This is a genomic window from Mesorhizobium sp. ArgA1, from assembly GCF_053714375.1.
On the sequence record NZ_JBSKBQ010000003.1, the window covers coordinates 416,152 to 442,059 of the forward strand.

The 25,908-nt window shown below is 63.5% G+C and carries 28 protein-coding genes; 4 read left to right on the plus strand and 24 right to left on the minus strand.

What is annotated here, in order from left to right; genetic code table 11:
- Positions 1-6: 6 nt before the first annotated feature.
- The 3 genes from plsX to ACWGTI_RS11880 form a co-directional block, all read right to left on the minus strand.
- Entirely contained in the window at positions 7-1,077 is a 1,071-nt protein-coding gene (plsX, locus tag ACWGTI_RS11870; protein WP_454587270.1) for a phosphate acyltransferase PlsX, read from the minus strand.
- A gap of 144 nt (positions 1,078-1,221) precedes the next feature.
- On the minus strand, positions 1,222-1,770 hold the full coding sequence (locus ACWGTI_RS11875; protein ID WP_454587271.1) for a YceD family protein: 549 nt from the start codon (positions 1,768-1,770) through the stop codon (positions 1,222-1,224).
- 23 nt (positions 1,771-1,793) lie between these two features.
- Positions 1,794-2,336 carry a ubiquinol-cytochrome C chaperone family protein gene (locus tag ACWGTI_RS11880; protein WP_454587272.1) on the minus strand — a complete coding sequence of 181 codons (543 nt, stop codon included), beginning with the start codon at positions 2,334-2,336 and terminating at the stop codon, positions 1,794-1,796.
- A gap of 115 nt (positions 2,337-2,451) precedes the next feature.
- Between ACWGTI_RS11880 and ACWGTI_RS11885 the strand changes: the two genes are divergently transcribed.
- Entirely contained in the window at positions 2,452-2,970 is a 519-nt protein-coding gene (locus ACWGTI_RS11885) for an outer membrane protein assembly factor BamE (protein WP_454587273.1), read from the plus strand.
- Between the two features lie 303 nt (positions 2,971-3,273).
- Here ACWGTI_RS11885 and ACWGTI_RS11890 read toward each other — a convergent pair whose 3' ends face one another.
- Positions 3,274-3,444: a hypothetical protein gene (locus ACWGTI_RS11890; protein ID WP_454587274.1), complete on the minus strand. Its 171-nt coding sequence runs from the start codon at positions 3,442-3,444 to the stop codon at positions 3,274-3,276.
- A 30-nt stretch (positions 3,445-3,474) separates the two neighbouring features.
- Here ACWGTI_RS11890 and ACWGTI_RS11895 point away from each other — a divergent pair, with 30 nt between their 5' ends.
- Entirely contained in the window at positions 3,475-3,840 is a 366-nt protein-coding gene (locus ACWGTI_RS11895; protein ID WP_454587275.1) for a dTDP-4-dehydrorhamnose 3,5-epimerase family protein, read from the plus strand.
- 1 nt (position 3,841) lies between these two features.
- Positions 3,842-4,840: a glycosyltransferase family 2 protein gene (locus tag ACWGTI_RS11900; protein ID WP_454587276.1), complete on the plus strand. Its 999-nt coding sequence runs from the start codon at positions 3,842-3,844 to the stop codon at positions 4,838-4,840.
- Between the two features lie 58 nt (positions 4,841-4,898).
- On the opposite strand, the gene ACWGTI_RS11905 is transcribed toward ACWGTI_RS11900, so the two are convergent.
- The 15 genes from ACWGTI_RS11905 to ACWGTI_RS11975 all read right to left on the minus strand — a co-directional run bounded on the left by ACWGTI_RS11905 (position 4,899) and on the right by ACWGTI_RS11975 (position 20,024).
- Positions 4,899-7,040 carry a sodium-translocating pyrophosphatase gene (locus ACWGTI_RS11905; protein WP_454587277.1) on the minus strand — a complete coding sequence of 714 codons (2,142 nt, stop codon included), beginning with the start codon at positions 7,038-7,040 and terminating at the stop codon, positions 4,899-4,901.
- A gap of 262 nt (positions 7,041-7,302) precedes the next feature.
- Entirely contained in the window at positions 7,303-8,055 is a 753-nt protein-coding gene (locus ACWGTI_RS11910; RefSeq protein ID WP_454587278.1) for an ABC transporter permease, read from the minus strand.
- A complete protein-coding gene (locus ACWGTI_RS11915; RefSeq protein ID WP_454587279.1) occupies positions 8,052-8,990 on the minus strand; it encodes an ABC transporter ATP-binding protein in 939 nt (312 codons plus the stop codon). The genes ACWGTI_RS11910 and ACWGTI_RS11915 overlap by 4 nt, the downstream gene beginning before the upstream one ends.
- Positions 8,991-9,059: 69 nt before the next feature.
- On the minus strand, positions 9,060-10,214 hold the full coding sequence (locus ACWGTI_RS11920) for an ABC transporter permease (protein WP_454587280.1): 1,155 nt from the start codon (positions 10,212-10,214) through the stop codon (positions 9,060-9,062).
- Positions 10,215-10,269: 55 nt separating this feature from the next.
- A complete protein-coding gene (gene osmF / locus ACWGTI_RS11925; protein WP_454587281.1) occupies positions 10,270-11,181 on the minus strand; it encodes a glycine betaine ABC transporter substrate-binding protein OsmF in 912 nt (303 codons plus the stop codon).
- Between the two features lie 227 nt (positions 11,182-11,408).
- Complete coding sequence (locus ACWGTI_RS11930) at positions 11,409-12,623, minus strand: MFS transporter (RefSeq protein WP_454587282.1); 1,215 nt, start codon at positions 12,621-12,623, stop codon at positions 11,409-11,411.
- Positions 12,620-13,111 carry a transcription antitermination factor NusB gene (gene nusB, locus ACWGTI_RS11935; protein WP_181060737.1) on the minus strand — a complete coding sequence of 164 codons (492 nt, stop codon included), beginning with the start codon at positions 13,109-13,111 and terminating at the stop codon, positions 12,620-12,622. The genes ACWGTI_RS11930 and nusB overlap by 4 nt, the downstream gene beginning before the upstream one ends.
- Positions 13,108-13,602, minus strand: coding sequence for a 6,7-dimethyl-8-ribityllumazine synthase (gene ribH, locus ACWGTI_RS11940; protein ID WP_454587283.1), 495 nt, complete (start codon positions 13,600-13,602; stop codon positions 13,108-13,110). Before ribH ends, nusB begins: the two co-directional genes overlap by 4 nt.
- Before the next feature lie 76 nt (positions 13,603-13,678).
- On the minus strand, positions 13,679-13,858 hold the full coding sequence (locus ACWGTI_RS11945; protein ID WP_454587284.1) for a type II toxin -antitoxin system TacA 1-like antitoxin: 180 nt from the start codon (positions 13,856-13,858) through the stop codon (positions 13,679-13,681).
- Positions 13,858-14,475 carry a riboflavin synthase gene (locus ACWGTI_RS11950; RefSeq protein ID WP_454587326.1) on the minus strand — a complete coding sequence of 206 codons (618 nt, stop codon included), beginning with the start codon at positions 14,473-14,475 and terminating at the stop codon, positions 13,858-13,860. The genes ACWGTI_RS11945 and ACWGTI_RS11950 overlap by 1 nt, the downstream gene beginning before the upstream one ends.
- Positions 14,475-15,599, minus strand: coding sequence for a bifunctional diaminohydroxyphosphoribosylaminopyrimidine deaminase/5-amino-6-(5-phosphoribosylamino)uracil reductase RibD (ribD, locus tag ACWGTI_RS11955; RefSeq protein ID WP_454587285.1), 1,125 nt, complete (start codon positions 15,597-15,599; stop codon positions 14,475-14,477). The genes ACWGTI_RS11950 and ribD overlap by 1 nt, the downstream gene beginning before the upstream one ends.
- A 2-nt stretch (positions 15,600-15,601) precedes the next feature.
- Positions 15,602-16,081 carry a transcriptional regulator NrdR gene (nrdR, locus tag ACWGTI_RS11960; protein WP_454587286.1) on the minus strand — a complete coding sequence of 160 codons (480 nt, stop codon included), beginning with the start codon at positions 16,079-16,081 and terminating at the stop codon, positions 15,602-15,604.
- A 139-nt stretch (positions 16,082-16,220) separates the two neighbouring features.
- Positions 16,221-16,808: a hypothetical protein gene (locus ACWGTI_RS11965; protein WP_454587327.1), complete on the minus strand. Its 588-nt coding sequence runs from the start codon at positions 16,806-16,808 to the stop codon at positions 16,221-16,223.
- A gap of 79 nt (positions 16,809-16,887) precedes the next feature.
- Positions 16,888-18,201, minus strand: coding sequence for a serine hydroxymethyltransferase (gene glyA, locus ACWGTI_RS11970; RefSeq protein WP_454587287.1), 1,314 nt, complete (start codon positions 18,199-18,201; stop codon positions 16,888-16,890).
- Positions 18,202-18,377: 176 nt separating this feature from the next.
- Positions 18,378-20,024, minus strand: a complete 1,647-nt coding sequence (locus ACWGTI_RS11975; protein WP_454587288.1) for a Na+/H+ antiporter — start codon at positions 20,022-20,024, stop codon at positions 18,378-18,380.
- Positions 20,025-20,584: 560 nt separating this feature from the next.
- Here ACWGTI_RS11975 and ACWGTI_RS11980 point away from each other — a divergent pair.
- Entirely contained in the window at positions 20,585-21,310 is a 726-nt protein-coding gene (locus ACWGTI_RS11980; RefSeq protein ID WP_454587289.1) for a helix-turn-helix transcriptional regulator, read from the plus strand.
- A gap of 62 nt (positions 21,311-21,372) precedes the next feature.
- Here the strand turns inward: ACWGTI_RS11980 and ACWGTI_RS11985 are convergent, their stop codons facing one another.
- The 5 genes from ACWGTI_RS11985 to ACWGTI_RS12005 form a co-directional block, all read right to left on the minus strand.
- Positions 21,373-22,626, minus strand: a complete 1,254-nt coding sequence (locus tag ACWGTI_RS11985; protein WP_454587290.1) for a L,D-transpeptidase family protein — start codon at positions 22,624-22,626, stop codon at positions 21,373-21,375.
- A 352-nt stretch (positions 22,627-22,978) separates the two neighbouring features.
- Positions 22,979-23,356, minus strand: coding sequence for a hypothetical protein (locus ACWGTI_RS11990; RefSeq protein ID WP_454587291.1), 378 nt, complete (start codon positions 23,354-23,356; stop codon positions 22,979-22,981).
- Positions 23,357-23,546: 190 nt separating this feature from the next.
- Positions 23,547-24,062, minus strand: a complete 516-nt coding sequence (gene ldtR, locus ACWGTI_RS11995; protein ID WP_142869475.1) for a transcriptional regulator LdtR — start codon at positions 24,060-24,062, stop codon at positions 23,547-23,549.
- A 203-nt stretch (positions 24,063-24,265) separates the two neighbouring features.
- Complete coding sequence (locus ACWGTI_RS12000) at positions 24,266-24,688, minus strand: DUF6163 family protein (RefSeq protein WP_454587292.1); 423 nt, start codon at positions 24,686-24,688, stop codon at positions 24,266-24,268.
- Positions 24,685-25,722: an enoyl-CoA hydratase/isomerase family protein gene (locus ACWGTI_RS12005; RefSeq protein ID WP_454587293.1), complete on the minus strand. Its 1,038-nt coding sequence runs from the start codon at positions 25,720-25,722 to the stop codon at positions 24,685-24,687. The genes ACWGTI_RS12000 and ACWGTI_RS12005 overlap by 4 nt, the downstream gene beginning before the upstream one ends.
- Positions 25,723-25,908: the final 186 nt, after the last annotated feature.

Consider the following 25,908-nt stretch of genomic DNA (forward strand, 5'->3'; position numbering starts at 1 on the left):
TCTTTCCTATTCCTTTGCGTCGACGACGGCGTCGGCTTTCCTGTTTGCCTGGGCATGCGGATTGCGCGCATGGAACAGATCGAGATCGGCCTCGATGCGGTCGATCAGATTGTTGCGCACCATATCGTAGCCAAGCTCGATCGCTGCCGCAAAACCGTCCGAATCGGCGCCGCCATGGCTTTTCACCACGATGCCGTTCAGACCCAGGAAGACACCGCCATTGGAGCGGCCCGGATCGAGCTTTTGGCGCAGGCGGTCAAAGGCGCCCTTGGCGAAGATATAGCCGATCCTGGCCATCAGCGTGCGGCTCATCGCGGCGCGCAGATAGCCTGAGATCTGGCGCACCGTGCCTTCCGCCGTCTTGAGCGCGATGTTGCCGGCAAATCCTTCGGTGACGACCACATCGACCGTGCCCTTGCCGATGTCGTCACCTTCGACGAAGCCGTGGTAATTCATCGAAGCCATATTGGCCTCGCGCAGCATGCGCCCGGCTTCCTTGACCTCTTCCTGGCCCTTGATCTCCTCGACGCCGACATTGAGCAGGCCGACTTTCGGCCGATCGATGCCGAACACCGAACGCGCCATGCCGGTGCCGAGAATGGCAAAATCGATCAGCTGATGCGCATCGGCGCCGATCGTGGCGCCGACGTCCAGCACAACGCTCTCGCCACGCATTGTCGGCCAGATCGCCGCGATCGCCGGGCGGTCGATGGTGGCCATGGTGCGCAGGCAGAATTTCGACATCGCCATCAGCGCGCCGGTGTTGCCAGCCGAAATACAGGCCTGCGCGGTGCCTGATTTGACCGCTTCGACCGCCTTCCACATCGACGACTTCCAGCGGCCATGGCGCAGCGCCTGGCTCGGCTTGTCGTCCATCCTGACCGCGATCTCGCAATGGTGAAACTCGCTGACCTCGGCCAGTTTGGGGAATTTGGCGAGCTCGGGGCGCACCATCTCTTCGCGACCATAGATGATGAAGCGAATGTCGGGACGCCTGACAGCGACCGTCATGAGTGCCGGGATGACCACGTTTGGCCCGTGATCGCCACCCATGGCATCGATGGAAATCCTGATCACGCGGTCTTTATCTCACTAGCTTGGGTCACGGCACGTGGCCCGCGAAACACGAGGGTTCGCGAAATAAGGGGGCTCGCGAAGGTTCGGCGAAAATAGCGGTTTTGGGCTGCCGCACAACCGACTTTTCTCCGATCGCATCGTGTTTTAGGATTTTCCAAGCAAGGATCGCAGCTTTTGCTGGAATTCGTTCTCGACCGGTTCGTCCGGGCTGGCGGCATCCAGCGAGGCGCCGGACTTGCGTGGATAGGGATCGATCGCCAGCCCGAAGAACTGTTCGGCGAGCGCGCCAACATCGATCGTGTCGCCGGAGAATGTATCAGGGCTGTCCGGCCCTTCGGCGTCGATCAGGATCTCGCCGCCGCCTTCGAAACCCTGCCGTCCGAGCTTGGACTGCTCCGGCAGGAACAGCGCCTCGACCTCCTCGTCGATATGGGCTGCGACCGGCTCGAGGGTAACGATACACGCCTGGGTGATATCGGCCTCGACGCGGCCACTGACCTTGACGCCGTTGCGCTTCCATGGCGCCACCAGCAACTCGGCGCGGTAGTTTTCGACCGAGAGCAGCTCGTGCTCTGCGGCAAGGGCGGCGCGCTGCGCCGGGTCGGCATCGATCACGACCGGGAGGCCTTTTTGCGGCAGGCGACCGACATTGGCCTTGAATGACACCGGGCTCGGCGTGTCCGCATGTTTCATCTCAGCCTCCCTCTTGATTTCCTTCATTGCCCCTTGGCGACGGGAAACGCCACCGTGCCGGAGAGGATCGATTCGGACGGCTGTGCCTCAAGCTGCCTTGCGGCATCGATCACATAGGACGCCAGCGGCAGCGCCTGCGGCCAGGCGCCGGCGTCGGGCCTGACATTGCGCGCCAGGGCTGCAGCAAGCGCATCGCCATCACGGCGTTCCAGCGCGTCGTCATAGGCGGCGGTACGGCCGTAGAACATTTTCGCCAGCCTCTTCATGCGCTTCGGCACGCCGACATCGCCAACACCCAACTCCCGCAGCGAATGCTCGACATCGAGAAAGAACTCGTCGATCAAGACCTGCGCGACCTCTTGCGCGACGCCCTCTTCGCCTCGCAGCCGGTGCTGAAACAGGAACATGTGCAGCGACAGCATCTCGAAACGGCCGAGCGGCGTGTCCGGCACATTCCAGTCGGAATAAAACACAGTCTGCCGCGCCGCTGCCACGATTTGTGCGTAAAGCGCCTCGGTGATAGCGCGGTTGGCGTTGCGTTCGCGGCCAAAAAGGCGCTGGAACATTGAGGGTGGTCTCCTGGGGACCTTTTGTTTGAATTGGCCTTGTTGCATCGGCAAGCAAGCTGGTTTACCGGTTTTGCCGCCCAGCGCAAGTTGCGGTCAGCTAATGGAGTTGTTGTTGCGCGCGCTGAAATTCAAGTCGACTTTGCTGCCCGGGGCTACCGCGGCAGTTTCTCTGGTGTTGGTGGCTTCCGCGCTGTCAGGCTGCAATTCGTCCAAGATGTTCGGCGACCTTACCCCGGGCGAGACACTGACGCAGGGCTATGTCATTGACCAGCAGGCGGTCGACTCGGTGCCGGTAGGCTCCAGCCGCGAACAGGTGCTTCTGGCGCTCGGCACGCCGTCGACGACGGCAACGTTCGACAACGAGGCCTTCTATTACATCTCGCAGACGCGCAAGCGCTATGTCGCCTTCGACAAGCCGCACCTGGTCGACCAGAAAGTACTGGCGGTCTATTTCGGCGATGACGGGCGTGTCACCCAGATCGCCAATTACGGCCTGAAGGACGGCAAGATCTTCGACTTCATCTCGCGCACCACGCCAACCGGCGGCAAGGACCAGAATTTCCTCAGCCAGATCATCAACGGCGCAAGCAAGCTGGCGCCCGGCATTCCCGGCGGCGGCGGCGGCGCCTAAGAAGCGGCCACGCTTATTCAAGATTTTTCACTTGCTTCGTTCGAAGCAAACACCATCTCAGGCGACCAAAAGCCCGCGGGAGCGATCCCGCGGGCTTTTGTTTTGAGGTCATGCCGCCTCGCCCGTCGCAGTTTGCCGCGCGTGGCCGGTTCGGCCGCCGGGCTCCAGTGAGGCGTGTTGCACAGCCGCGCTCTGCCGTGCTTCCGACGACGGCGTCATGCCGACATAGCAGCGGAAGGCGTGACGCATACTTGCCAGCGACCGGTCAAATTCGTATCAGACCATGCTGGCCAATTGGGGGCATCACGCTGAATTGGGGGCACCCGTGCAGGACAAAGACCGGACAAAACCGACCGGCTGGATGGCGACCGGAACCGCCGACGGCCAGGTAGTCACGCCGGACTGGATGCCCATCGAGCCGGTGGCGATCGATGGCGTGAGGGTCAAGGAGATCAGGCCGGTCGCTACGTCCACCGACTATCTGACCGAGATTTTCCGCGAGGAATGGGAACTCGATTCCGAACCGGTCGGCCAGGTCTTCCAACGCACCTTGTATCCCCGTGCGGTGACAGGCTGGCATGCCATGCAGAGACCATCGACCGGCTGTTCTGCTGCGTCGGCAGCGTTCGCATTTCGCTTTTCGATGGGCGCAAGGCCTCGCCGACCTTTGGCGCCGTCTGGCACAAGATCCTTGGCCCGTTGCGCCCGGCTGTGGTCATCATTCCGCCAGGCATATGGCACGGCATTGTTTCGCTTGGAGCGGAAACGGCAGTGGTGCTCAATCTCGTCGACAAGGCCTACGCCTATGATCAGCCTGATCACTGGCGCCTGCCGCCGGATACCGACCACATCCCCTACAAGCTGGTGTAGCGTGGAAGCATCCGGGCAGCGCGATCAGACCGGCAGCCAACCACTGGTCTCGGTCGTCATCGCGACGCACAACCGGCCGGCAGCACTGCGGCAGGCGCTGACCAGCGTCATGCACCAGACGCTGCAGGACTGGGAAGCCCTGGTGATCGGCGATGGCTGCAAGCCGGATACGGCGGCCGTCGTCGCTGAATTTCGCGATGCCCGCATCGCCTATGTCGATCTTCCAGTCAATTTCGGCGAACAGTCGGGGCCCAACAATATCGGCTTTGCCAGGGCGCGTGGCCGCTTCGTCGCTTTGCTCAACCATGACGATCTGTGGTTTCCGGATCATCTGGCGGCAATGACCGGCTGGATCGACGCGACGGTCGCCGATATCGTCCTGGCGCGCGGCGCGGTCATTCGGCCGCCATCGGCCCCTGGCGATACCGGCGACTTGATCTTCGGGCTCGGCAAGGACGGCTTCTACGACCCTGTTACCACGGAAGCGTTTGGTTCGGCGCAAATGTTCCGCCGGGCTTCCTTTGGCCTGCTCGGGCCCTGGCGGCCGGCCAGCCAGTGTTTTTGCGAAAGTTCGCAGGACTGGCTGTTTCGGGCGTGGTGGAAAGGCGCGGTGATCGCGACGATGCCGCACCTGACAGTGGTCAAGCTGCACTCCGGCATCCGCAAGGGGTCCTATCTCGACGACAATGCGCGCGAGCAGGAGGACCTTCTCAACGCCATGCAGGCGCCGAATGCCTTGCGCGTGAAAATCCTGGGCCGTGCGCGCGACCCTGTGAGGCTGAAGGCATCGAGCTATCTGCGGCGCAGGTTGATGGCGGCGTTCGGCATCCATCCCCGCGCCCGCGCCTTCCGCCGCAAGCACAAGCGGGGCGCCTTCATCGCCATGCTGCGTCGCGGGCGCGGCCTTGCGCCGATGCCGGAACGCGAGCCGAACGCGGGCGAATTGCTCGACCGCTACAGCAAGCGCAGCGATTGCGAGACTGGACGGGAAGAAAACTGAGCAAACAAAAACCCGCGGGATCGCTCCCGCGGGTTTTTCTTGAAGCAGTGGCTTTGCCTCAGCCGTGCGCGAGCACGGCCAGCAGCAGCAGCGCGACGATGTTGGTGATCTTGATCGCCGGGTTGACCGCCGGACCGGCGGTGTCCTTGTAGGGATCGCCGACCGTGTCGCCGGTGACAGAAGCCTTGTGGGCTTCGGAGCCCTTGAGGTGCTTGACGCCGTCCTTGTCGACGAAACCGTCTTCGAACGATTTTTTCGCGTTGTCCCAGGCGCCGCCGCCCGAAGTCATCGAGATGGCGACGAACAGGCCGTTAACGATGACGCCGAGCAGCGAGGCGCCGAGCGCGGCGAAGGCGGACGCTTTCGAGCCCGAGATCAGCAGCACGCCGAAATAGACGACGAGCGGGGCCAGCACCGGCAGCAGCGAGGGGATGATCATTTCCCGGATGGCCGCCTTGGTCAGCAGATCGACGGCACGCGCATAGTTCGGCTTGGAGGTGCCGGCCATGATGCCCGGATCCTCGCGGAACTGCTTGCGCACCTCCTCGACGATGGCCCCGGCGGCGCGGCCGACGGCCGTCATGGCAATGCCGCCGAACAGATACGGGATGAGGCCGCCGAAGATCAGGCCGGCGACGACGTAGGGGTTGGAGAGATCGAAGGAGATGTCGCCCATGCCCTGGAAGTAGGGATATTTGTCGCCGTTGGCGGCAAAGAACTTCAGGTCATTCGAGTAGGCGGCAAACAGCACCAGCGCGCCGAGGCCGGCCGAACCGATGGCATAGCCCTTGGTCACCGCCTTGGTGGTGTTGCCGACCGCGTCGAGCGCGTCGGTGGAGTGGCGCACTTCCTTGGGCAGGCCGGCCATTTCGGCAATGCCGCCGGCATTGTCGGTGACCGGGCCGAAGGCGTCGAGCGCGACGATCATGCCGGCCAGGCCGAGCATGGTGGTGACTGCGATCGCCGTGCCGTAGAGGCCGGCAAGCTGGTAGGTCGAGATGATGCCCCCGACGATGACGATGGCCGGAAGTGCGGTCGATTCCAACGAAACCGCGAGGCCCTGGATGACATTGGTGCCGTGACCCGTCACCGAAGCCTGGGCAATCGAGTTGACCGGGCGCTTGCTGGTGCCGGTGTAGTATTCGGTGATCACCACGATCAAACCGGTCACCACGAGGCCGATCAGGCCGCAGATGAACAGGTTCTTGCCGGTGATGGCCATGCCGGCAACGGTGCCGATTTCACCCCAGCCGAGGCATACCGAAGTAGCCACGGCGAGGCCGACGATCGACAGCAGGCCGGTGACGATCAGGCCCTTGTAGAGCGCGCCCATGATCGAGCCGTTGGAACCGAGCTTGACGAAGAAGGTGCCGACGATCGAGGTCAGGATGCATGCGCCGCAGATGGCCAGCGGATAGAGCATCGCAGCGCCCAGGATCGCGGTACCGCCGAAGAAAATGGCGCCAAGAACCATTGTGGCGACGACCGTCACCGCATAGGTCTCGAACAGGTCGGCGGCCATGCCGGCGCAGTCGCCGACATTGTCGCCGACATTGTCGGCAATGGTGGCCGGGTTGCGCGGATCGTCTTCGGGAATGCCGGCTTCGACCTTGCCGACGAGATCGCCGCCGACGTCGGCGCCCTTGGTAAAGATGCCGCCGCCGAGACGGGCGAAGATCGAGATCAGCGAGGCGCCGAAGCCGAGCGACACCAGCGAGTCGATGACGATGCGGTCATTGGGCTGCAAGCCCATCGGGCCGGTCAGGATCAGGTAGTAGATCGAGACGCCGAGCAGAGCCAGGCCCGCTACCAGCATGCCGGTGATGGCGCCCGACTTGAAGGCGATGTCGAGGCCGGCGGCAAGGCTGTTGGACGCTGCCTGCGCGGTGCGCACATTGGCGCGCACCGAGACGTGCATGCCGATGAAGCCGGCGGCGCCCGAAAGCACGGCGCCGATCAGGAAGCCGATCGCTGCGGTGATCGAGAGCAGCCACCAGGCAAGAATGAGCACGACCACGCCGACAATGGCAATGGTGGTGTACTGGCGCGCCAGATAGGCCTGCGCGCCTTCGCGGATGGCGGCGGAGATTTCCTGCATGCGCTGATTGCCCTGATCGGCTGCAAGAACCGATCGTGTCGCCCAGATGGCGTAGAGGACAGAAAGCAAACCGCAGGCGATGACAGCGGAAATGATGGTCATTGCCGAATTTTCCTCGATTGGTGGCCCAAAAGAACCCCTCCCTGGGCCGTTGAGACGGGGAGCGGATGCCGGCAGGCGGAATCCGTTCCTTCGCTGGCGTGTATGCGAAACAGGGGTTGGAACGTCAAGATATTGTTCGGTTTTTGCCCGGCTTTCAGCCGAAAGGGGTTAGACCAGAACGTTGTAGTCGCTGCGGCCGGGCTATTAGATCGATTGAAATGACGCTACGTCAGTCAGTCGTGGCGCGCGGTCCGGCCGAAGATCAGCCGCCGGTCTCCTGCCCCATGCGGCGCGCGGTGTAGCGTTCGATCGCCGACAGCCCGTCATAGATCAGCACCGCAAGGGCGGCGACGATCAGGCCGCCTTGCAGGACGAAGGCAAGATTGTTGGACAAAAGGCCGGCGATGATCACTTCGCCCAGTGTCTTGGCGGCAACCGTCGAGCCGATTGTGGCGGTGGCCAGGCTGATCACCACCGACAGCCTGATGCCGCCCAGGATGATCGGCGCGCTGAGCGGCAGTTCGACCTTGATCAGCCTCTGCCAGCCGGTCATGCCGGCGCCGCGCGCAGCCTCCATGACATTGCCCGGCAGCGTCGTCAGACCGGTCAGTGCGTTCTCGAAGATCGGCAGCAGGCCGTAGAGGAAGAGCGCAATCAGCGTCGGCTTCTCGCCGAAACCAACGGCGGGCACCGCCAGCGCCAGAACCGCCACTGGCGGGAAGGTTTGGCCGATATTGACCAGGCTGCGCGACAGCGGCAGGAACTCGGCCCCGGCCGGCCGGGTGACCAGGATGGCAAGCGCGACTGCGACGATGGTGGCGGCCAATGTGGCGATCAGCACGGTCCTCAGATGCAGCAGTGTCAGCGTCAGCAGGCTGCCCTGATTGTAGATCGCCGGCGCATTGTTTTCCGTCAGCGGCTTCAACATCGGCTCGAACCAGCCGGGATTGGTGACGAAGGCAACAAGCAGCACCACCAGGGCAAGCCTGAGCAGCGAAGGCAGCCAGGCTTTCATGCCGGCCTCGCCGCACGCTTGACCAGGCCATCAACGGTGACGCGGCCGAGCGGCTTGCCGTCTTCGCCTTTGACCGGCAACGCCGGCCGGCCCGACCACAAGAGTTCCGCTAGAGCGTCACGCTGGCTGGCATCGCCGGGGATCGCCTCGCCGTCCGCTGTCCCCTTCTCCACGGCGTCGCGCACGCGGCCGAGCGACAAAAGCCGGAACGGCTTTTCGCTGGCGCCGACCAGGGTTTCGACGAAGGCGCTCGCCGGCCGCGCCAGGATCTCTTCCGGCTTGGCATATTGCACCAGCTTTCCGGCATCCATGACGGCGATCTTGTCGCCCATATGAACCGCCTCTTCCATGTCGTGGGTGACGAGGATGACGGTGGTGCCGAAGCGTTTCTGGATCGCCAGCAAATCTTCCTGGGCCTTGGTGCGGATGATCGGATCGAGCGCGCCGAACGGCTCGTCCATGAGAAGCACGTTGGGTTCAGCGGCGAGCGCGCGGGCGACGCCGACGCGCTGCTGCTGGCCGCCGGACAGCTCGTGCGGATAGCGCGGGCCATAGGCCTGAGGGTCGAGCTGATAGAGCGTCATCAGCTCGTCGACACGAGCCTTGATGCGGTCCTTGTCCCAGCCGAGCAGCACCGGCACGGTGGCGATGTTCTGCGCCACCGTGCGATGCGGGAACAGACCGTGGCCCTGGATGGCGTAGCCGATACTGCGGCGCAGTTCGTAGCCCGGCAGCGAACGGTTGTCCTTGCCGTCGAGCTTGATCACACCAGCGGTCGGCTCGACCAGCCGGTTGATCATTCTGAGCAGCGTCGTCTTGCCGGAGCCGGAGGTGCCGACGATAACGCAGACCGTGCGCGGCTTGATGACCATCGAGACGTCGTCGACCACGGTCGTTGCGTCATAGCGCTTGGTAATGCCTTCGATCTCGATCATGCCGTTTCAGCCCTGCGCCCAGAGCATGATGCCGAAAAGTGTGAAGCGGATTTCGGACGACATCATGCTCTATCTCACTGATTTAGAGGCGGTCATTTCGATCATGGCGTCGAGGATGATGGCCGCGGCGAAGGCCAGCGCCACCGTCGGCACGGCGCCAAGCAGCACCAGGTCCATCGCCGTCTGCCCGACGCCCTGGAACACGAACACGCCAAAGCCGCCGCCGCCGATCAGGGCAGCGATGGTGGCAAGGCCGATGTTCTGCACCAGGACGATGCGAATGCCGGTCAGGATGACCGGAAAGGCCAGCGGAAACTCGACGCCGAACAGGCGCTGGCGATCGGTCATGCCCATGCCACGCGCGGCATCGTTGGCCGCGCGCGGCACGCCGGCGAGGCCGACCACCGTGTTGGCGACAACCGGCAGCAGCGAATAGAGGAACAAAGCGACGAAAGCCGGCGCGGTGCCGATGCCTCTGATACCGAGCGCTGCAGCACCCGGAACATGCGCGGCCACCCAGCCGAGCGGCGCGATGAGCAGGCCGAACAGTGCGATCGAGGGAATGGTCTGGACAATGTTGAGCACGTTGAGCACGCCGGCCCGCAACCGCTCGACGCGATGGCAAAGGATGCCGAGCGGCAGGCCGACGATCACCGCCGCCGCCAGCGAGCCCAGCGCCAGCGTGATGTGCTTGGAGCCTTCGGCCCAGAAACTGTCGGCGCGGTTGGCATATTCCTTGAGGATCGAAAGGCTGTCCCAAAGCCCCGAGACCAACAGGACGCCAATGGCCAGTGCTGCGATGACAAGCACGCCGACGCGGGCCAGGGGTGACAGGTTGAGTCTGGTCAGCACATCGGCGAGCAGCAGCGTGAAGGCAAAGATCAGCAGCCAGAAGCCGGAGGCCGGCGAGATGCGGGCAAAGGTGTTGCCCGTCGGCGTGAGGAAGGTGCCGGCAACACCGATGAAAATGGCAAGGGCAGCGAGCGCCGCCACGCTTGCGGCAAGGCGCAGGACCAGCGGGGTCTTCAGCAAGGCAATGATTGCGGCCACGACGGCGATCGCCAGCAGCAACGGCCCGACAATAGCGGGTAACGCCTCGAGGATCGAACGCGCCTCGCCGGGCACGATGCGGTTGGCGCGGAAGGTGGCGAACGAGGCGAAGAACGCCGCATAGGCAACGATCGCCGCGATGACGACGCCGAGCTTGTCGAAACGGATATTCACGCGCTGCCCCGTCAGTCGATCCGGCGTGCCACGCGAGCGGCGCGCCGGAATCGCCTTACTTCAGGAAGCCGTTCTTTTTCAGGAAGTCCTCGGCGACGCCCTTAACCGGCTCGCCGCCGACCTGGACGCGGCCGTTGAGCTCCTGCAGCGTCACGAGGTCGAGCTTGGCGAAGACCGGCTTCAACAACGTCTGGATTTCGGGATGCTCCTTCAGCACCGCCTCGCGGATGATCGGCGCCGGCTGGTAGACCGGCTGTACGCCCTTGTCGTCGTCGAGCACGACCAGGCCGGACGGCGCGATGCCGCCATCGGTGCCGTAGACCATGGCGGCGTTGGCGCCATTGGTCTGGTTGGCGGCAGCGCCGATGGTCGCCGCGGTGTCGCCACCCGAAAGCGTGATCAGTTGGTCCGGCTTCAGCGTGAAGCCGTAAGTGGTCTGGAAGGCCGGCAGGGCTGCCGCCGAATTGACGAACTCGGCCGAAGCCGCGAGCACCACCGTGCCGCCGCCGGCAACGTATTTGCCGAAGTCGGAGAGCGTCGCCAGCTTGTTGGTCTCGGCAACCTCCTTGCGCAGCGCGATCGCCCAGGTGTTGTTGGCCGGAGACGGCGACAGCCAGACGATCTTGTTGGCGTCGTAGTCGAGCTTCTTGGCGGTCTCATAGGCCTTGGCGGCATCCTTCCAGATCGGATCGTCGGCCTTCTCGAAGAAGAAGGCGGCGTTGCCGGTGTATTCGGGATAGATGTCGATCTCGCCGGCGGTGATCGCCTTGCGCACCACGGGCGTACCGCCGAGCTGGATGCGATCGGTGGTCTTGATGTTGTTGGCGTTCAGCACAAGCTGGATGATGTTGCCGAGCACGCCGCCCTCGGTGTCGATCTTCGAGGAGACGACGACCTGGGCATAGGCGGAAGCCGCTGACATGCCGAGCGCCAATGCCGCGCTGGCCAAAACCTTGACTGAGAACATTATGAAAACCTCTTGCTATGAACCGGAATGCGGCGGCCGCATATGAGCATGGCTTCAACGCCCCGTCGGGGCACACGGTTTCATAACAAGTGGCACAGGCGCAATAATTTTGTGCGGTCGCCGCGGTTCCGGCCGGCGCCATGCTGACAGGCGGGGTCAGGTAGAGCAATTCCAGGAAAAGTGTCGGGCGGCTTTCCGTCCGGAATTGCGTCAAAAATAGAGTCGTGTCAGGCGCGGGCTTTGCGCATACCCGTCATCTTGAGCGCGCCAAGCGCGACGAAGCACAGCGCGACGACCGGGAAGACCAGCCAGTTCAGCATCTCCCAGCCCCAGGCATTGTAGATTGCACCCGACATCAGCGAGGCGAACGCGACGGAGCCGAACAGGACGAAGTCGTGGAAGCCCTGCACCTTGCTCTTCTCGGACGGAAGGTAGCTGTCGGCGACCATGGAAGTGGCGCCGATGAAGGCGAAATTCCAGCCGAGACCAAGCAGGATCAGCGCCGTCCAGAACTGCCACAGATGCAGGCCCGACAACGCCACCACGGCGCAGCCGATCAGCAGCGCCAAACCGGTGGCGACGATGCGTTCGGCGCCGAAGCGATGGATCAGCGATCCGGTGAAGAAGCTTGGGGCAAACATCGCCATCACATGCCAGGAAATGCCAAGCGTGGCGTCGTCCGTCGACAGGCCGCAGCCGACCATGGCCAGCGGCGCGCCGGTCATGACGAAGCTCATCAGCGCATAGCTGCCGACGGCGCAAAACAGTGCCGCGACGAAGCGCGGCCGGGTGACGATTTCTGATAGCGGCCGCGCTTCGCTCGAAGCGATTTCCGCGTGGCCCGCGGCCTTGGCCGGGATGCGCAGGAACGACAGGATGATGGCGCCGACCGCGGCCAGCACCGGAATGGCTGCGAACGAGCCGGCAAACATCACCGGTGCCAGCAATTCGCGGGTGAAGATGACGATCTGCGGCCCGAGAATGGCGGTGATGATGCCGCCGGCCAGCACGAAGGAAATGGCGCGCGCCTTGAATTCCGGCGGCGCATTGTCGGCGGCGGCGAAGCGGAACTGCTGAACGAAGGCGCCGCCGACGCCGATCACCAAAAGGGCGAAAGCAAACAACCAGAAGCTGCCCTGGAACAACGCCAGCGTAGATATGACGCCGCCAAGTGCGGTGACTATGGTCCCGGTCATGAAGCCGCCGCGCTGGCCAAGCCAGCGGATGATGGCGGCGGCCGGCAGCGCGCCAAGCGCCACGCCGATGTTGAAGCCGGTTATCGGCGCCGTCGCCAGCGACTTGTCGGGGCCAAGCAAATATTGCCCGGCCAGCCCGCCCATGGAAATGGCGATCGGCGCGGCAGACCCAATGATCGCCTGCGAGGCAGCAAGAATGATCGCCGTGCGGCGGCCCTCTCTTGCTGCTGCTGCTGCAGCGGTCACGACGCGTCCTTGCCGCGCCCCTCGCCGCGCACCCGCCGCGACACGCGATCGAGCACGGCGTTGGTCAGCTTGGGCTCGTCTTCCTCGTAGAAGGCCTTGGCAATATCGACATATTCCGAAACGATGACGGCCACCGGCACGTCGTCGCGCTTCATCAGTTCATAGACGCCGGCGCGCAGGATGGCGCGCAGCGTCGAATCCAGCCGCGACAGCGGCCAGTCCTCGGTCAGCGCCTGGCGGATGATCGGATCGATGGTCTTCTGGTTCTCGACGACGCCAGTCAGGATGGCGCGAAACCATTGCGCGTCGGCCTCGCGGTAAAGCGCGCCGTCGACTTCCTTGCCGAGCCGGAAGGCTTCGTATTCGGCGGTGATCTCGAAGACGCCGCTGCCGGCCAAGTCCATCTGGTAAAGCGCCTGCACAGCGGCCAGACGGGCAGCGCCACGCTTGTTGGCGTGGCGCGGACCGGGTGAAGCGGGTTCGCTCACGATTGCGCTCCCAGTTGCTCTTTGAGCGCGATCATGGTGAGTGCTGCGCGCGCTGCAAAGCCGCCCTTGTCGCCTTCCGAGCGCTTGGCGCGCGTCCAGGCCTGCGCGTCGTTCTCGGTCGTCAGGATGCCGTTGCCGATCGCAATCGCCTCCTGCACCGACAGATCCATCAGCGCCCGGCTCGATTCATTGGCAACGATATCGAAGTGATAGGTGTCGCCACGGACGATGGTGCCAAGCGCGACAAAACCATCATAGTCCTTACCGCCTTCGCCCATACCGTCGAGCGCAAAAGTGATCACGGCTGGAATTTCCAGCGAACCCGGAACGGTGACGACGTCATAGGTCGCGCCGGCTTCGTCGAGTGCATTCGTCGCGCCGTCGAGCAGCGCGTCGGCAAGATCGTCATGGAAACGCGCCTCGATGATCAGAAGGTGGGCCTTCTTCTTCGGGCGGATGAACGCTTTGCCGTGTTGGGATGTGCCAGCCATAAATGTCTCCGGGGGTCGCCGGTGACTTAGGCCGAAGCCGGTTTGATCGCAAGCGGAAGATTGATGGAGGCGACGTTCAGACGCCTGCTGCCTCGCGATATAGACGCACTGTATCGCGCAGTCGATCATTGACCGGCTGCGGATTGATCAGGGCATCAACGAAGGCCTTGCGATCGGTGGTCGACAGCTCGAAACCCTCCTGGCCCTCGATGCCAAGCTTTTGTCCCTTAGCGGAACCAGTTGCGTTGTTTGCCATCAAAGTCCTTCTTTCGCCGCCTCGATCAGCCGCGCGGCGTAGCGGGCCATGGTGTCGATCTCGAGGTTGACGCGATCGCCGACCTTGCGTTCGCCCCAGGTGGTTACGGTCAGCGAATGGTGGATCAACAGCACGTCGAAGCGGGTGCCCACGACCTTGTTGACGGTGAGTGAGGTGCCGTCGAGCGCGACCGAACCCTTGGGCGCTATGAATTTCGCCAGTTCGCGCGGCGCCTCGAGCGTTAAGCGCACCGCATCGCCCTCGTCCTTGCGCTCGACGATCTCGGCCATGCCGTCAACATGGCCGGAGACGATATGGCCGCCGAGTTCGTCGCCGATCTTCAGCGCCCGCTCCAGATTGATCCGGGTACCGGATTTCCAGCCCATCGCTGTCGTCAGCCGCAGCGCCTCTTCCCAGGCTTCGACCTCGAACCAGCGCGCATTCGACCCGCTGTCCGGCAGCGCCGTTACCGTCAGGCAGACGCCGCCGCAGGAAATCGAGGCACCGATGGCGATGCTGTCAGGATCATAGGCGGTGTCGATGCGCAGGCCGACGCCTTCCCTCAGCGGCCGCACGGTCGCAACTGTGCCGACGTCTGTGACAATTCCCGTAAACATCAGAAATCCCTTATCCATTCGGCGTACCCGTCTTCGCCAAAGCGCATCTCGCGCAACTTGCGGAAGCCTGCCGGGATATGGTCGGCGTTGATGGGCGATGCAATGCCGCCCTCGCCGATCGCTTCCGGGCCCTGGAACAGCACAATGCGGTCGACCAGCCCCTCGGCGAGGAAGGCGCTCGCCACTTTGGCGCCGCCCTCGACCAGAATGCTGGCCATGCCAAGCGCGCCGAGATCCTCGAGCAGTTCCGGCAAGGCTACGCCGCCTTCATGGGTCTCGGTGCCGATGAAGCGCACGCCGACGCGCTCCAGCACCGACCGCCGCAGCGGGTCGGCCTGCAGGCAGGCGGCGATATAGAGAGGCACCCTGTCGATCCCGGAGACCAGCTTCGAGGCTTCCGGCAGCCTGATCTGGCGGTCGAGCACGATGCGCGCCGGTGAGCGGTTCTCCAGCCCCGGCAGCCGCACGGTAAGCGCCGGATCATCCTCCAGTGCCGTGCCGATGCCGACCAGTATGCCATCGGCCTCGGCCCGCATCAAATAGACTTCGCGGCGGGCGATATCGGCGGTGATCGCGACCTGGCCAGAGCCTTCCATGCCGATCTTGCCGTCGCTGGAAAGCGCAAGCTTCAGAATCACTTCCGGGCGCTTTTTCAGAGATCTGATCAGATAGCCGGCCATCTGCTCGGCGGCTTCCGCCGCAAGCACTTTTTCGACCACCACGATGCCGGCGGCGCGCAGGATGGCGTAGCCCTGGCCGGAGACGCGCGGATCGGGATCGCTGGCAGCTCCGACGACGCGCGCCACGCCGGCATTGACCAGCGCATTGGCGCAAGGCGGGGTGCGGCCGTGATGTGCGCAGGGTTCGAGAGTGACATAGGCTGTGGCGCCACGCGCGAGCTCGCCAGCTTCAGCCAGCGCCTCGGTCTCGGCATGCGGCCGGCCGCCGACCGCGGTGACACCGGTGCCGACGATCATCGGCCCGGCGCCGTCATCGCGAATGATGATCGTGCCGACGGAAGGGTTGGTCGAGGTGCGGCCGGCATTTCTGCGCGACAGCCGGAGCGCGGCCGCCATAAAACGGCGATCGAGAGCTTCCTGTTCAGCTTTGCCCGGCGCTGCCATGCTCAGCCGGCGTCCTCTTCGCTCTTCGGCTCGTCGCCTTTGAGCTCGCCCAGCAGTTCATGAAAATCCTTGGCCTCGCGGAAATTGCGGTAGACTGAGGCGAAGCGGACATAGGCGACGTCGTCGAGCGATTTCAGCGCTTCCATGACCAGGCGGCCGACCTCACCGGAGGCCACTTCCGTCTCACCGGAGCTTTCGAGTTGGCGCACGATGCCGGTCACGGCGCGGTCGATGCGTTCGGGGTCGACATTGCGCTTGCGCACGGCGATCTCGACTGAGCGCAAGAGCTTGTCGCGGTCGAACGGCACTTTGCGGCCGGATTTTTTGACCACCACGAGATCGCGCAGCTGGACGCGCTCGAAGGTGGTGAAACGGCCGCCGCAATCGGGGCAGACGCGCCGCCGGCGGATCGCCGCGCCATCCTCGGCGGGGCGCGAATCCTTCACCTGCGTATCTTCGGACTGGCAATAGGGACAGCGCATGGAGGGCCTTCAGGTTGGCGAATCTGGCGGAACGAGAGGCTTAGAGGTTTTTGCCGGGACGGGCAAAGGTTCGGCAACGGCCGCTCGTGCTCTCAGAGATAGCGAGACGCGAGGAAAATTGCCAGCCGCGCCAGATATGTCAGGGCGCGACGTCTTTGGTCGGGAAGCCGCAGGACGTTCCGAGGTTGCGGTAGGCCTTGGTGAAGCCATCCATCGGAATGCTGGCGACGGTTTGCTTGCCGAACGTCACATCGAGCGAGATGACCTGGCGCATAGCACGCAGCAGCGCGAGGCTGGTCTTGGCCTGGTTGTCGACTGTCCAGCTCGGGCGGCCGGCGGCATCATTGGAATAGACAGTCGCGGAAACCTTGACGCCGGGATCACCGAAGGTCGCCGCGACCTTTTTGCCGGTCGGCAGTTCCTTGTTGGCGACAGCGATCATGACGGCCGGATAGGCGTCGGGCGGCAGAGCATCGCCGGTCGAGATCGAAAGCGTCAGCGTGCCGGCATTGCCATTGCCATCGAGAAAGGCCGTGGAGGCCGCACAGGTCTTGTGCGAATCCTGGCCGGTGTCGAGCGCATCGATGATGGTGGTCCACCTGCCGAAGGTTTTGGTCGCCGGCATCTTCGTGCTCGGCTGCGTCTGCTCCTGGCCAGTCGCACCCGACACTGTGAAGGCGGCAAACGAGCCAAAGAGGGCCAGAGTGGCAGGACGGAACATGCGCATCATCAAATCTCCAGCAAGCCGCGCCGCCCGAACAGGAGCGGCGCAGAGCGCGGGATAAAAGACGAAGCGCCGCTGGCGGTCAACCGAGATAGGGATAAAGCGGGAACCGATCGGTCAGCGCCACGACCTTGGCCTTCACCGCCGCCTCGACAGCCGCATTGCCTTCGTCGGAATTGGCAACCTTCAATCCGTCCAGCACTTCGGCGATCAGCTTGCCGATCTCGCGGAATTCGGCCTGGCCGAAGCCGCGCGTGGTGCCGGCTGGCGTGCCGAGGCGAACGCCGGAGGTGACAAAGGGCTTTTCCGGATCGAAGGGGATTCCGTTCTTGTTGCAGGTGATGTTGGCGCGGCCGAGTGCTGCCTCGGCGCGCTTGCCGGTGGCGTTCTTGGGCCTGAGATCGACCAGCATCAGATGGTTGTCGGTGCCGCCGGAGACGATGTCGAGGCCGGTTTCCTGGAGGCTCGACGCCAGCGCCTTGGCGTTCGCCGCAACGCTCTCAGCATAGAGTTTGAAGCTCGGCTTCAGCGCCTCGCCGAAAGCCACCGCCTTGGCGGCGATGACATGCATCAGCGGGCCGCCCTGCAGGCCGGGGAACACTGCCGAGTTCATCTTCTTGGCGATGTCCTCGTCATTGCACAGGATCATGCCGCCGCGCGGGCCGCGCAGCGACTTGTGCGTGGTCGTCGTGACGACATGGGCATCCGGCAGCGGCGAGGGATGCACGCCGCCGGCGACGAGGCCGGCGATATGGGCCATGTCGACCATCAGATAGGCGCCGACCGCATCGGCGATCTCGCGAAAACGCTTCCAGTCCCAGATACGCGAATAGGCGGTGCCGCCGGCCAGGATCAGCTTCGGCTTGGTTTCGTGCGCGGTCTTCTCGATCGCATCCATGTCGAGCAGATGGTCTTCCTTGCGCACGCCGTAGGACACGACCTTGAACCATTTGCCGCTCATGTTGACGGGCGAGCCGTGGGTCAGGTGGCCACCCGAATTCAGGTCGAGGCCCATGAAGGTGTCGCCGGGCTGCAAGAGCGCCAGGAACACCGCCTGGTTCATCTGGCTGCCGGAGTTCGGCTGGACGTTGGCGAAGTTGCAACCAAATAGCTTCTTTGCGCGCTCGATGGCGAGTTCCTCGGCGACATCGACGAACTGGCAGCCGCCATAGTAGCGCTTGCCCGGATAACCCTCGGCGTATTTGTTGGTCATGATCGAGCCCTGCGCCTCGAGCACGGCACGCGAGACGATGTTTTCCGAGGCGATCAGCTCGATCTCATGGCGCTGGCGGCCGAGTTCGTTGCGGATGGCGCCGAAAATCTCCGGATCGGCGTCGGCAAGCGTGGTCTCGAAGAAGGATTCGTATGTGTTCGACGCTGCCGTTGCAGTTGCCATGGGCCTGAAATCCTCCGGTTCGGGGCAATCTTGTCTATGCATATCGTGGGCTTAAAACCGCTGCGCGGTTCGGAGCGACATGCATTGCCGCGCCATTAACACAGTTGTTTTGGCCTCGCCACGTTTGCGGCGCGAAATTTGCTGGCCGGTTTGCGGCAAGAGCGGACCCGGAAGCGCTATTTCCGCTCCTGCCGGCCCTGCAGCAAGGCCTCGGTGAGCGTGATCTCAGTAAACAGCGATCGTGCCGTATGGTCGTTGATCGCGCCGCTGCGGAACATGTCGCGGACGGCGGTGCGCTCGGCTTCGATGCCGGCAAGCCGCATTTCGAGTTCCAGCCGCCCGGCTTCGCGGGCCTCTGCCCGGGCGTCGTCGGCCTCGTCCGAGGTGGCGATGCGGCGCCGATAGCCGGCGACGATGTTTTCGGCAGCGGCAAGCCTGGCGCCGGGCACCTCGCCCTGGTCGTCGTCGCCGGCGCCCGCCATGCTCTCGATGCGGGCGATCGCGGCCTTGGCGGCGCCGACACGGGCCAGACGCTCCTCGATGGCGCCCTCATCCTCACCCGGTTCGACCAGGCCGCGGGCTATCTTCGGCAGCGCCACGCCGGCAATGGCAAGCGAACAGATGATGACGCCAGCGGCGAGGAAGATGACCAGATCGCGCGCCGGAAAGGGTGAGCCGTCCGGCATGGCAAGCGGCAGCGATAGAATACCCGCCAAGGTGATCGCGCCACGTACGCCGGCCACCGAGCCGGCCAGCCGCACGCGCATGCCGAACGGCTCGGCCTTGCGCTTGGCGAGCCGCGCCTTGATGCCGGCCGCGATATCGCCGACCCAGATCCAGAGGAAGCGCAGCGCAATCAGACAGAGCGTCAGCGCAATCACGGTCGCGATCGGCTGGAGGATCGGGTAGTGGCCGGTAAGCTCGGGCGGTACGCGGCGAATGATGTCGGGGAGCTGCAGGCCGAGCACGATGAACAATGCACCGTTGTAGGTGAAGGACAAAGTGGTCCACAGCGATATCGTCTGTATACGGGCCGAAACGCCAAGGAAGCGGAACACGCCTGAGCCGCCGGTCAAAAGTCCGGCGGTGACCGCCGCCAAAATGCCCGAGGCATGCAGATGTTCGGCAATGAGATAGGCAATGAACGGCAGCAGCACCATGACCAGAACCTGCACCTCGGCCGGCACGCCGCCGATGCGGTTCAACAGTTGCAGCAGACGCGCGGCGATGAACAAGGCCGCGACACCAGCCAGGATGCCGATGGCGACGGCATAGAGGAAAGACAGCGACGCGTCGGCGAAGGAAAAACTGCCGGTCAGTGCGGCCGCGACGGCGAAGCGGAACATGACCAGGCCCGACGCGTCGTTGAGCAGCGCCTCGCCTTCCAAGATATGCATCAGCCGCGCCGGCACCAGGCTTTTGTCGACGATCGATGATACGGCCACAGCATCGGTCGGCGACAGCACGGCGGCGAGCGCGAAGGCGACGACCAGTGGGATGCTCGGCACCAGCCAGTGCAAGGCATAGCCGAAGCCGACAATGGTGAAGAAAACGAGCCCGATGGCTAAGTCGAGGATCGGTCCGCGCAGCGCAATCAGCTCACGCTTGGGCGCGCCGTAGGCGTCGCCGAACAGCAATGGCGGGATGAACACCAGCAGGAACAGTTCGGGGTTGATCTCGACATGGATGCCCTTTACCGGCCAGGCGAGTGCTGCGCCGATGGCAATCTGCAGCACCGGCAACGGCACCCGCACCAGCCGCACCAGCGCGCCGGAAACGGCAACGAAGACGAGCACGGTGAGGATGAAGACGGCGACCTGCATGGTTCGATTCGGGCTGTTTTTCTAGACCATGCGAAATTGCCGCCGATCCGTCCAGCGAGGCTGCCGATCAACCAAACCGCCTCGCAGCCGCAGAATAAAGGGGGACGATCAGCTGCGAAGTCGTTCAGTGGGCAAGAAGCCGGAAATGCGCCCCGAGGCCCCCACGCCCGGCCTGGATCCTTCACCGCGGTCGCGGCGTCGGTCAGCCCCGAAATCGGGGCGCATCCGGCGGCGGCTCGCTGCCCCGGGAGCGCCAGCCAAACAGAATGAAAAAGGCCGGCACCCGGCGTCAGCGCAAGGCTGCCTTTGGGGCACCGAGTGGCCGGCCCCACGCCGAGGCTCAGGAACCGGCGTGGCAAGGGTAGAAACATCATGCCCGGCCTCAGCTTCCCTGCCGCTTGGGCAAGTCTGTGCCGTGCCCTTCCCTGATAAGCGAGCAGGCCGCCGCGGTAACCTCCCGAAAACGTGGGGTTGACAGGCACCCTCCACCGCAAGCCGCCTTGTCGGCGCGGCTCTGCCGTGTCACCTTGCATGGCGGCTAGCGGACGGGGGTTCGATCGATGCTGTCACAGATCATGGCGCATGCCGAAGCGGCCTTTGCGGCGCAGACGGCCGAGGATGCCAGCGTCAGATTCTTCAAGGTCATGAAGGATCTCGGCGCTTCCTATCTGCAGACGCGCCTCTACCGGCGACCCACAGCGACGCTGACCTCGGCCAGCCATTGGGCGGCCGGCGGCTTCATCGCGCGGCTGGCGCCGGAGAACTGGCCGGGAAGCCCGGCCTTCGACTACGTCTGCCTGGAGTGCAACCCGCTGCTGACGGCGATCCGCGAAAGCCGGACGCGCTACAGCTTCAGCGATTTTGCGCCTCGTGATGCGAAGGAATTCGGCACCTATTGGGATGCGCTCAGCGAGGCCGACATCCATGACGCGCTGTGCGCCACCTCCTACGGCGCCGACGGCGTCATCGCTTCGCTGCATCTCGGCTTCCACGAACGAGATTTTTCTCACGAGGAAAGCTTCGCCATCCAGATGGCTGGCCTTGTATTGACCGAAAGGCTGATGGAGCTGACCGCGCCGCCGCCAACGGCCGCCATCCGGCTGACGGAGCGCGAACGCGACAGCCTGGCGCTCGTCGCCGAAGGCAAGACCGATTGGGAAATCTCGGTGATCCTCGGCATCGCCCAAGCGACCGTACGTTTCCATGTCGACAATGCGCGGCGCAAGCTAGGCGCCGTCAACCGCGCGCAGGCAGTGGCGCGACTGGTGAACCAACGGCTGATCTAAAGCTCTTCCGCAAAAGAGAAGGCCGCCAAGAAGGCGGCCTTCTGTTCAAAAACATCAATCGCTTAGAGCGCAGATGTGATCTGCAGTTCTTGGGCGCCATCGAGTGCATAGACATCGTCGCGGAACTGCACAACGCCCGGACCCGTCGACCATGCCGACAGATAGAGGAAGTGCACCGGCACCGGGTTGACGACCTGCACAGGCGTGTTCTCACCGGTCTTGATGGTCGCCTCGAAATGCTGGCGGTCCCAACCGGGGGTGTCGCGCAGGATCCAGGTGACGAGGTCGCGCACGTTCTGCACACGCACGCAGCCCGAGGAATCGAAGCGCATCATCTTGCCGAACAGGCTCTGCTGCGGCGTGTCGTGCATGTAGACGCCGTCAGGGCTCGGGAAGTTGATCTTGACCGAGGCCATGGCGTTGCCGGAGCCCGGATCCTGGCGGAACCGGTATTTTTCCGCATCGTCCGTCGACCAGTCGACATTCATCGGATCGACTTCGCTGCCATCGGGCGCAAACAGGCGGATATGGCTGTCCTTGAGATAGTTGGGATCCTTCCGCATCAACGGAATGATGTCCTTGCGCACGATCGAGACCGGCGCGTTCCAGTATGGGTTGACGATGATCTCGTTGATCTTGGAATTGACGATCGGCGTCTGGCGGTCGATCTTGCCGACGATTGCCGTGTGGCGCAGCACGACGCGGTCGTTCTCCACCGCCTCGATCTGTGCCGCCGGGATGTCGACCAGCACATAGCGGCTGCCCAGCGTGCCCGCCTTTTCGCGCAGACGCTCGAGATTGGTCTGCAACTGGCCGAGCCGGATTTGCGCCGAAACGTTCATTGCGGCATAGGTGTACTTGCCCATGGAGCCGTCGGCCGGCAGGCCATGGCGGGTCTGGAAGCGCTTGACCGCGGCGTCGACATAGGAATCGAACGACGTCGAAATGCCGGCGCTCTGCGCCAGGTCGCCCGCAATCATCAGCCGCTTGCGCAGCGGCACGACATCCGGATCGTCGACGCCGAGTTGCAGCTTCTTGGTCGCCGGCACCTCTTCCCAACCGCCTTGAGCGACAATGTTCTGGTACTGCGCCACTGCCTGCTCCGTGAAGGCAACCGTCTGCAGGCTGAAGATCGGCAGCGTCGAGGCGACCTTGCCGCCTTCCGAGGCGCGAGCGTCGAACTGGTCGTCCCAATTGCCGCGGCCTGAGGATTTCAGGATATCGTCGATGACATCCTGGGCGCTGGCGGCATTGGCAACCATGGCGACTGCGAGCGCGGAGGCTCCGGAAAGGAAAAAGCGGCGGCTGGTTCTCATGGACGTTCCAGACATTCTTCTAGCACTTGGCTTGTAGCGTTTGGCGCGTAGCGTTCGGCTACTTGCACGATCATTGGACGATATCGCCCGCACTCTAGAGTTGGCACTGTTAACAATTAGCCAACCATGACCTGCATCACTTAGCCGTGAAAAGCGAACCGCGATGCGACATTACAGGCGCGCGAACAGCTTTCGCCACGCATCACCCGCAGCCCTCGCTTCCACCGCGAATATGGCGGCAACGTGGCTTCGCGCCGAATTTGGACCCGACGACGATCTGAAATGGAGAGACCGGTGCTTTTCGGCACCGTTCCCTGACTGTTCCCTCAAAGCCGAGTCTCGCTGATCCGGCTTAAGGCTTAGCGTTGCCTTCCAGCTCCGAACAGCGTTGCAACACCTGGTTTTCCGGATATCGCAACACCTTGTTGTCATCGAGCTTGAGCAACAGCGTTCGTTTTTTTGAGATGCTGTGCTCATCGTCCGAGCAGGTCATATCCAGAATGATGGCGTCCAGGCCTTTCAGCTTCTGGACTTTTTGGACGCTACAGCCGACTTCCCACATATCGGCCGATTTGTCTGTGAACGTCACGATGGAATCATTGTTGTCGCACGGGCTCGAGCCTTCATTGGCGAAGGCGCCTTGCCACCACTCCTCCGCAAACGCCATTTGCGGCGTCAGCAAAAGCAGCATTGCGACCGGATAGATTCTGAAATTGATGCCTGAGCGCATGTCGTCCCCCTGCCCGGCGAGATTAGGCATTGCGGAAGCGAAAGCAAACCGCAGCCAGGCGCGGCGGCATGGCCAATCGCGGGCATAGCCGTGACCATAAAAAAGGACCGGCGCCCCCCGGGGCACCGATCCTTGATTTCCTCTCCGGCCGCGCTTCTTCCGGCGCGGCTGCTGTTCAATGGCCTGCGGATCACATCCGGTAGGCGATGGTGTCGTTCCAGAAGCGGTCGAGGCGCTGCAGCGCGCGGTTCATCTGCTTGAACTCTTCGCTGTTGATGCCGCCGACCTGTTCGATCGAACCGACATGACGCTCATAGAGACCGGCGACGACGTCGGCCACTTCATTGCCCTTCGGCGTCAGCGACACGCGGACCGAACGGCGGTCGATGCGCGAGCGCTGGTGGTTGATGAAGCCGAGATCGACCAGCTTCTTCAGATTGTAGGAGACGTTCGAGCCGAGATAGTAGCCACGCGAGCGCAGTTCGCCGGCGGTCAGCTCGGAGTTGCCGATGTTGAACAAAAGCAGCGCCTGTATGGCGTTGATGTCTGAACGGCCGTTGCGGTCGAATTCGTCCTTGATCACATCAAGCAGACGGCGATGCAGACGCTCCACCAGCTGCAGCGATTCCATGTAAAGCGAACGGATAGCCTCGCGGCGATCGTCGGATACGTTGGCGGTCTTCGCCGCCGGACGCGAATTGATCATTGTCTTTGCCTCTCGTTTGTCGCCCTGGTGATTTTTTGTTTTTCACCTTGATCGCGACACTATCGAATACTCATAAAATTCGACTTAAACGCTAGGGCTAACAAGAGCTTACCGGTAATAGGTTTCGGAAGACGCTTAACGAACGGTCACCCGAGCAAGGATAATTAACCTAAAGATTTAGCCAATGGCGGCTGGGCGGCGTTTCAGGCGCGCGAGGGGCGCTTCTGCATCCAAATCACGACACGGAAGACGATGTAGAGCAGCGCCACCGCGAAGTGCGAAAACAGGATCAGCGGCCGGTGGCCGAACAGATCGGGAAAGCCGGCATACATGGTGATCTCGGTGACGGCGCAGATGAACCAGATCACCGGGCCCCAGGACGCCAGCATCCACAGGCCGGCTGCGGCGAAGGGGAAGAACACCGCCAGCATCACCGCCGCGACCTGCCAGTGCACCGGCATCAGGTCGAAGCGCCAGAGCGGACCGGGATAGAAGCCGATCAGCCGGATCCAGTACAGGACGCCGAACAAGAGGCAGTAGCCGGCTATGACGCGCTGGAACCAGGCGAAGGTGATTTCGACACCCGAGGGCTGCAGCACGATGCGCCTTGACGTGACCTCGCTCACAGCTCGAGCTCCCGTTCGAGCGGCGCAAAATAGGCGTCCACCGCCGCGGCGTCGACTTCGGCGAGGCTTGCCGGCTGCCATTGCGGCGTCGAGCCCTTGTCGACGATGACGGCGCGGATGCCTTCGTAGAAATCATGGCCGGCCAGCATGCGGTTAAGGATGCGGAACTCCATCTTCATGCAGGCCTCCATCGACAAGGTCAGCCCGGCGCTGATCTGGCGCCAGGCGACGTTGAGGCTGGTGGGCGAGCGGGTGCGGATCGTGGCCAGGGTCTTGGCCGCAAATTCGTCGGCGCCGGCCGCCCGTTCCAGGCTGGTAATGATATCGGCAAGCGAGGATTGGGCGAAATGGCCGGCGATGGCTTCCAGCACCGGCTGGCCGGTCTCGCGCTTGGCCGGCACGAAGAAGCCGCGCAGCACCGATTCCGGATCGCCATTGGCGCAAAGCCGATCGAGGAAGGCTGATTGGTCCGCCGCCTTGATGGTGTGGGTGGCCAGGCCCGACCACAGCGCATCGCCATAGCGGATGCGGTTGCCGGTGAGCGCCAGATACATGCCGAAGCTGCCGCCGAGGTCCGGCAGAAGATGGCTGCCGCCGACATCGGGGAAAAAGCCGATGCCGACCTCCGGCATGGCGAACTGGGCATTCTCTGTCAGCACGCGCTGCGAGCCGTGGAACGAGATGCCGACGCCACCGCCCATGACGATGCCGTCGATCAGCGCGACATAGGGCTTTTTGAAACTGTTGATGCGGGCGTTGAGCCGGTATTCGTCGGCGAAGAAGTCGACCGGGGGCTTTCCGGCCCGGGCCTCGTAGACGTGCATGATGTCGCCGCCGGCGCAAAACGCCCTGCCCTCGGCCTTGACGATGACGACATCGACGCCGTCATCGCGCTCAAAAGCGTCGAGCGCCTTGTCCAGCGCCTTGATCATGCGGTGCGTCAGCGCATTGAGCGCCTGCGGCCGCGTCAGCGTGACGACGCCTGCCTTGCCCAACCGTTCGAAGCGGATCTCGTCGCCGCCGCCAAAATCCATCGTCAGAGATTCCCTCCCCGCGCCTGCGGGACTGAAGTGCTAAAGGTGGCGCATGGGTGCGTCAACCGGCGGAGGGTGGTTTGGATTTCGCGGGGGAACGCGACCGTGTTTTGCCCCAGGCAAAAATGCGCGCAACATTCCCGGCGAAACACCATCTCAGTAACAGCCTGTCTTGTGACCCAGGGG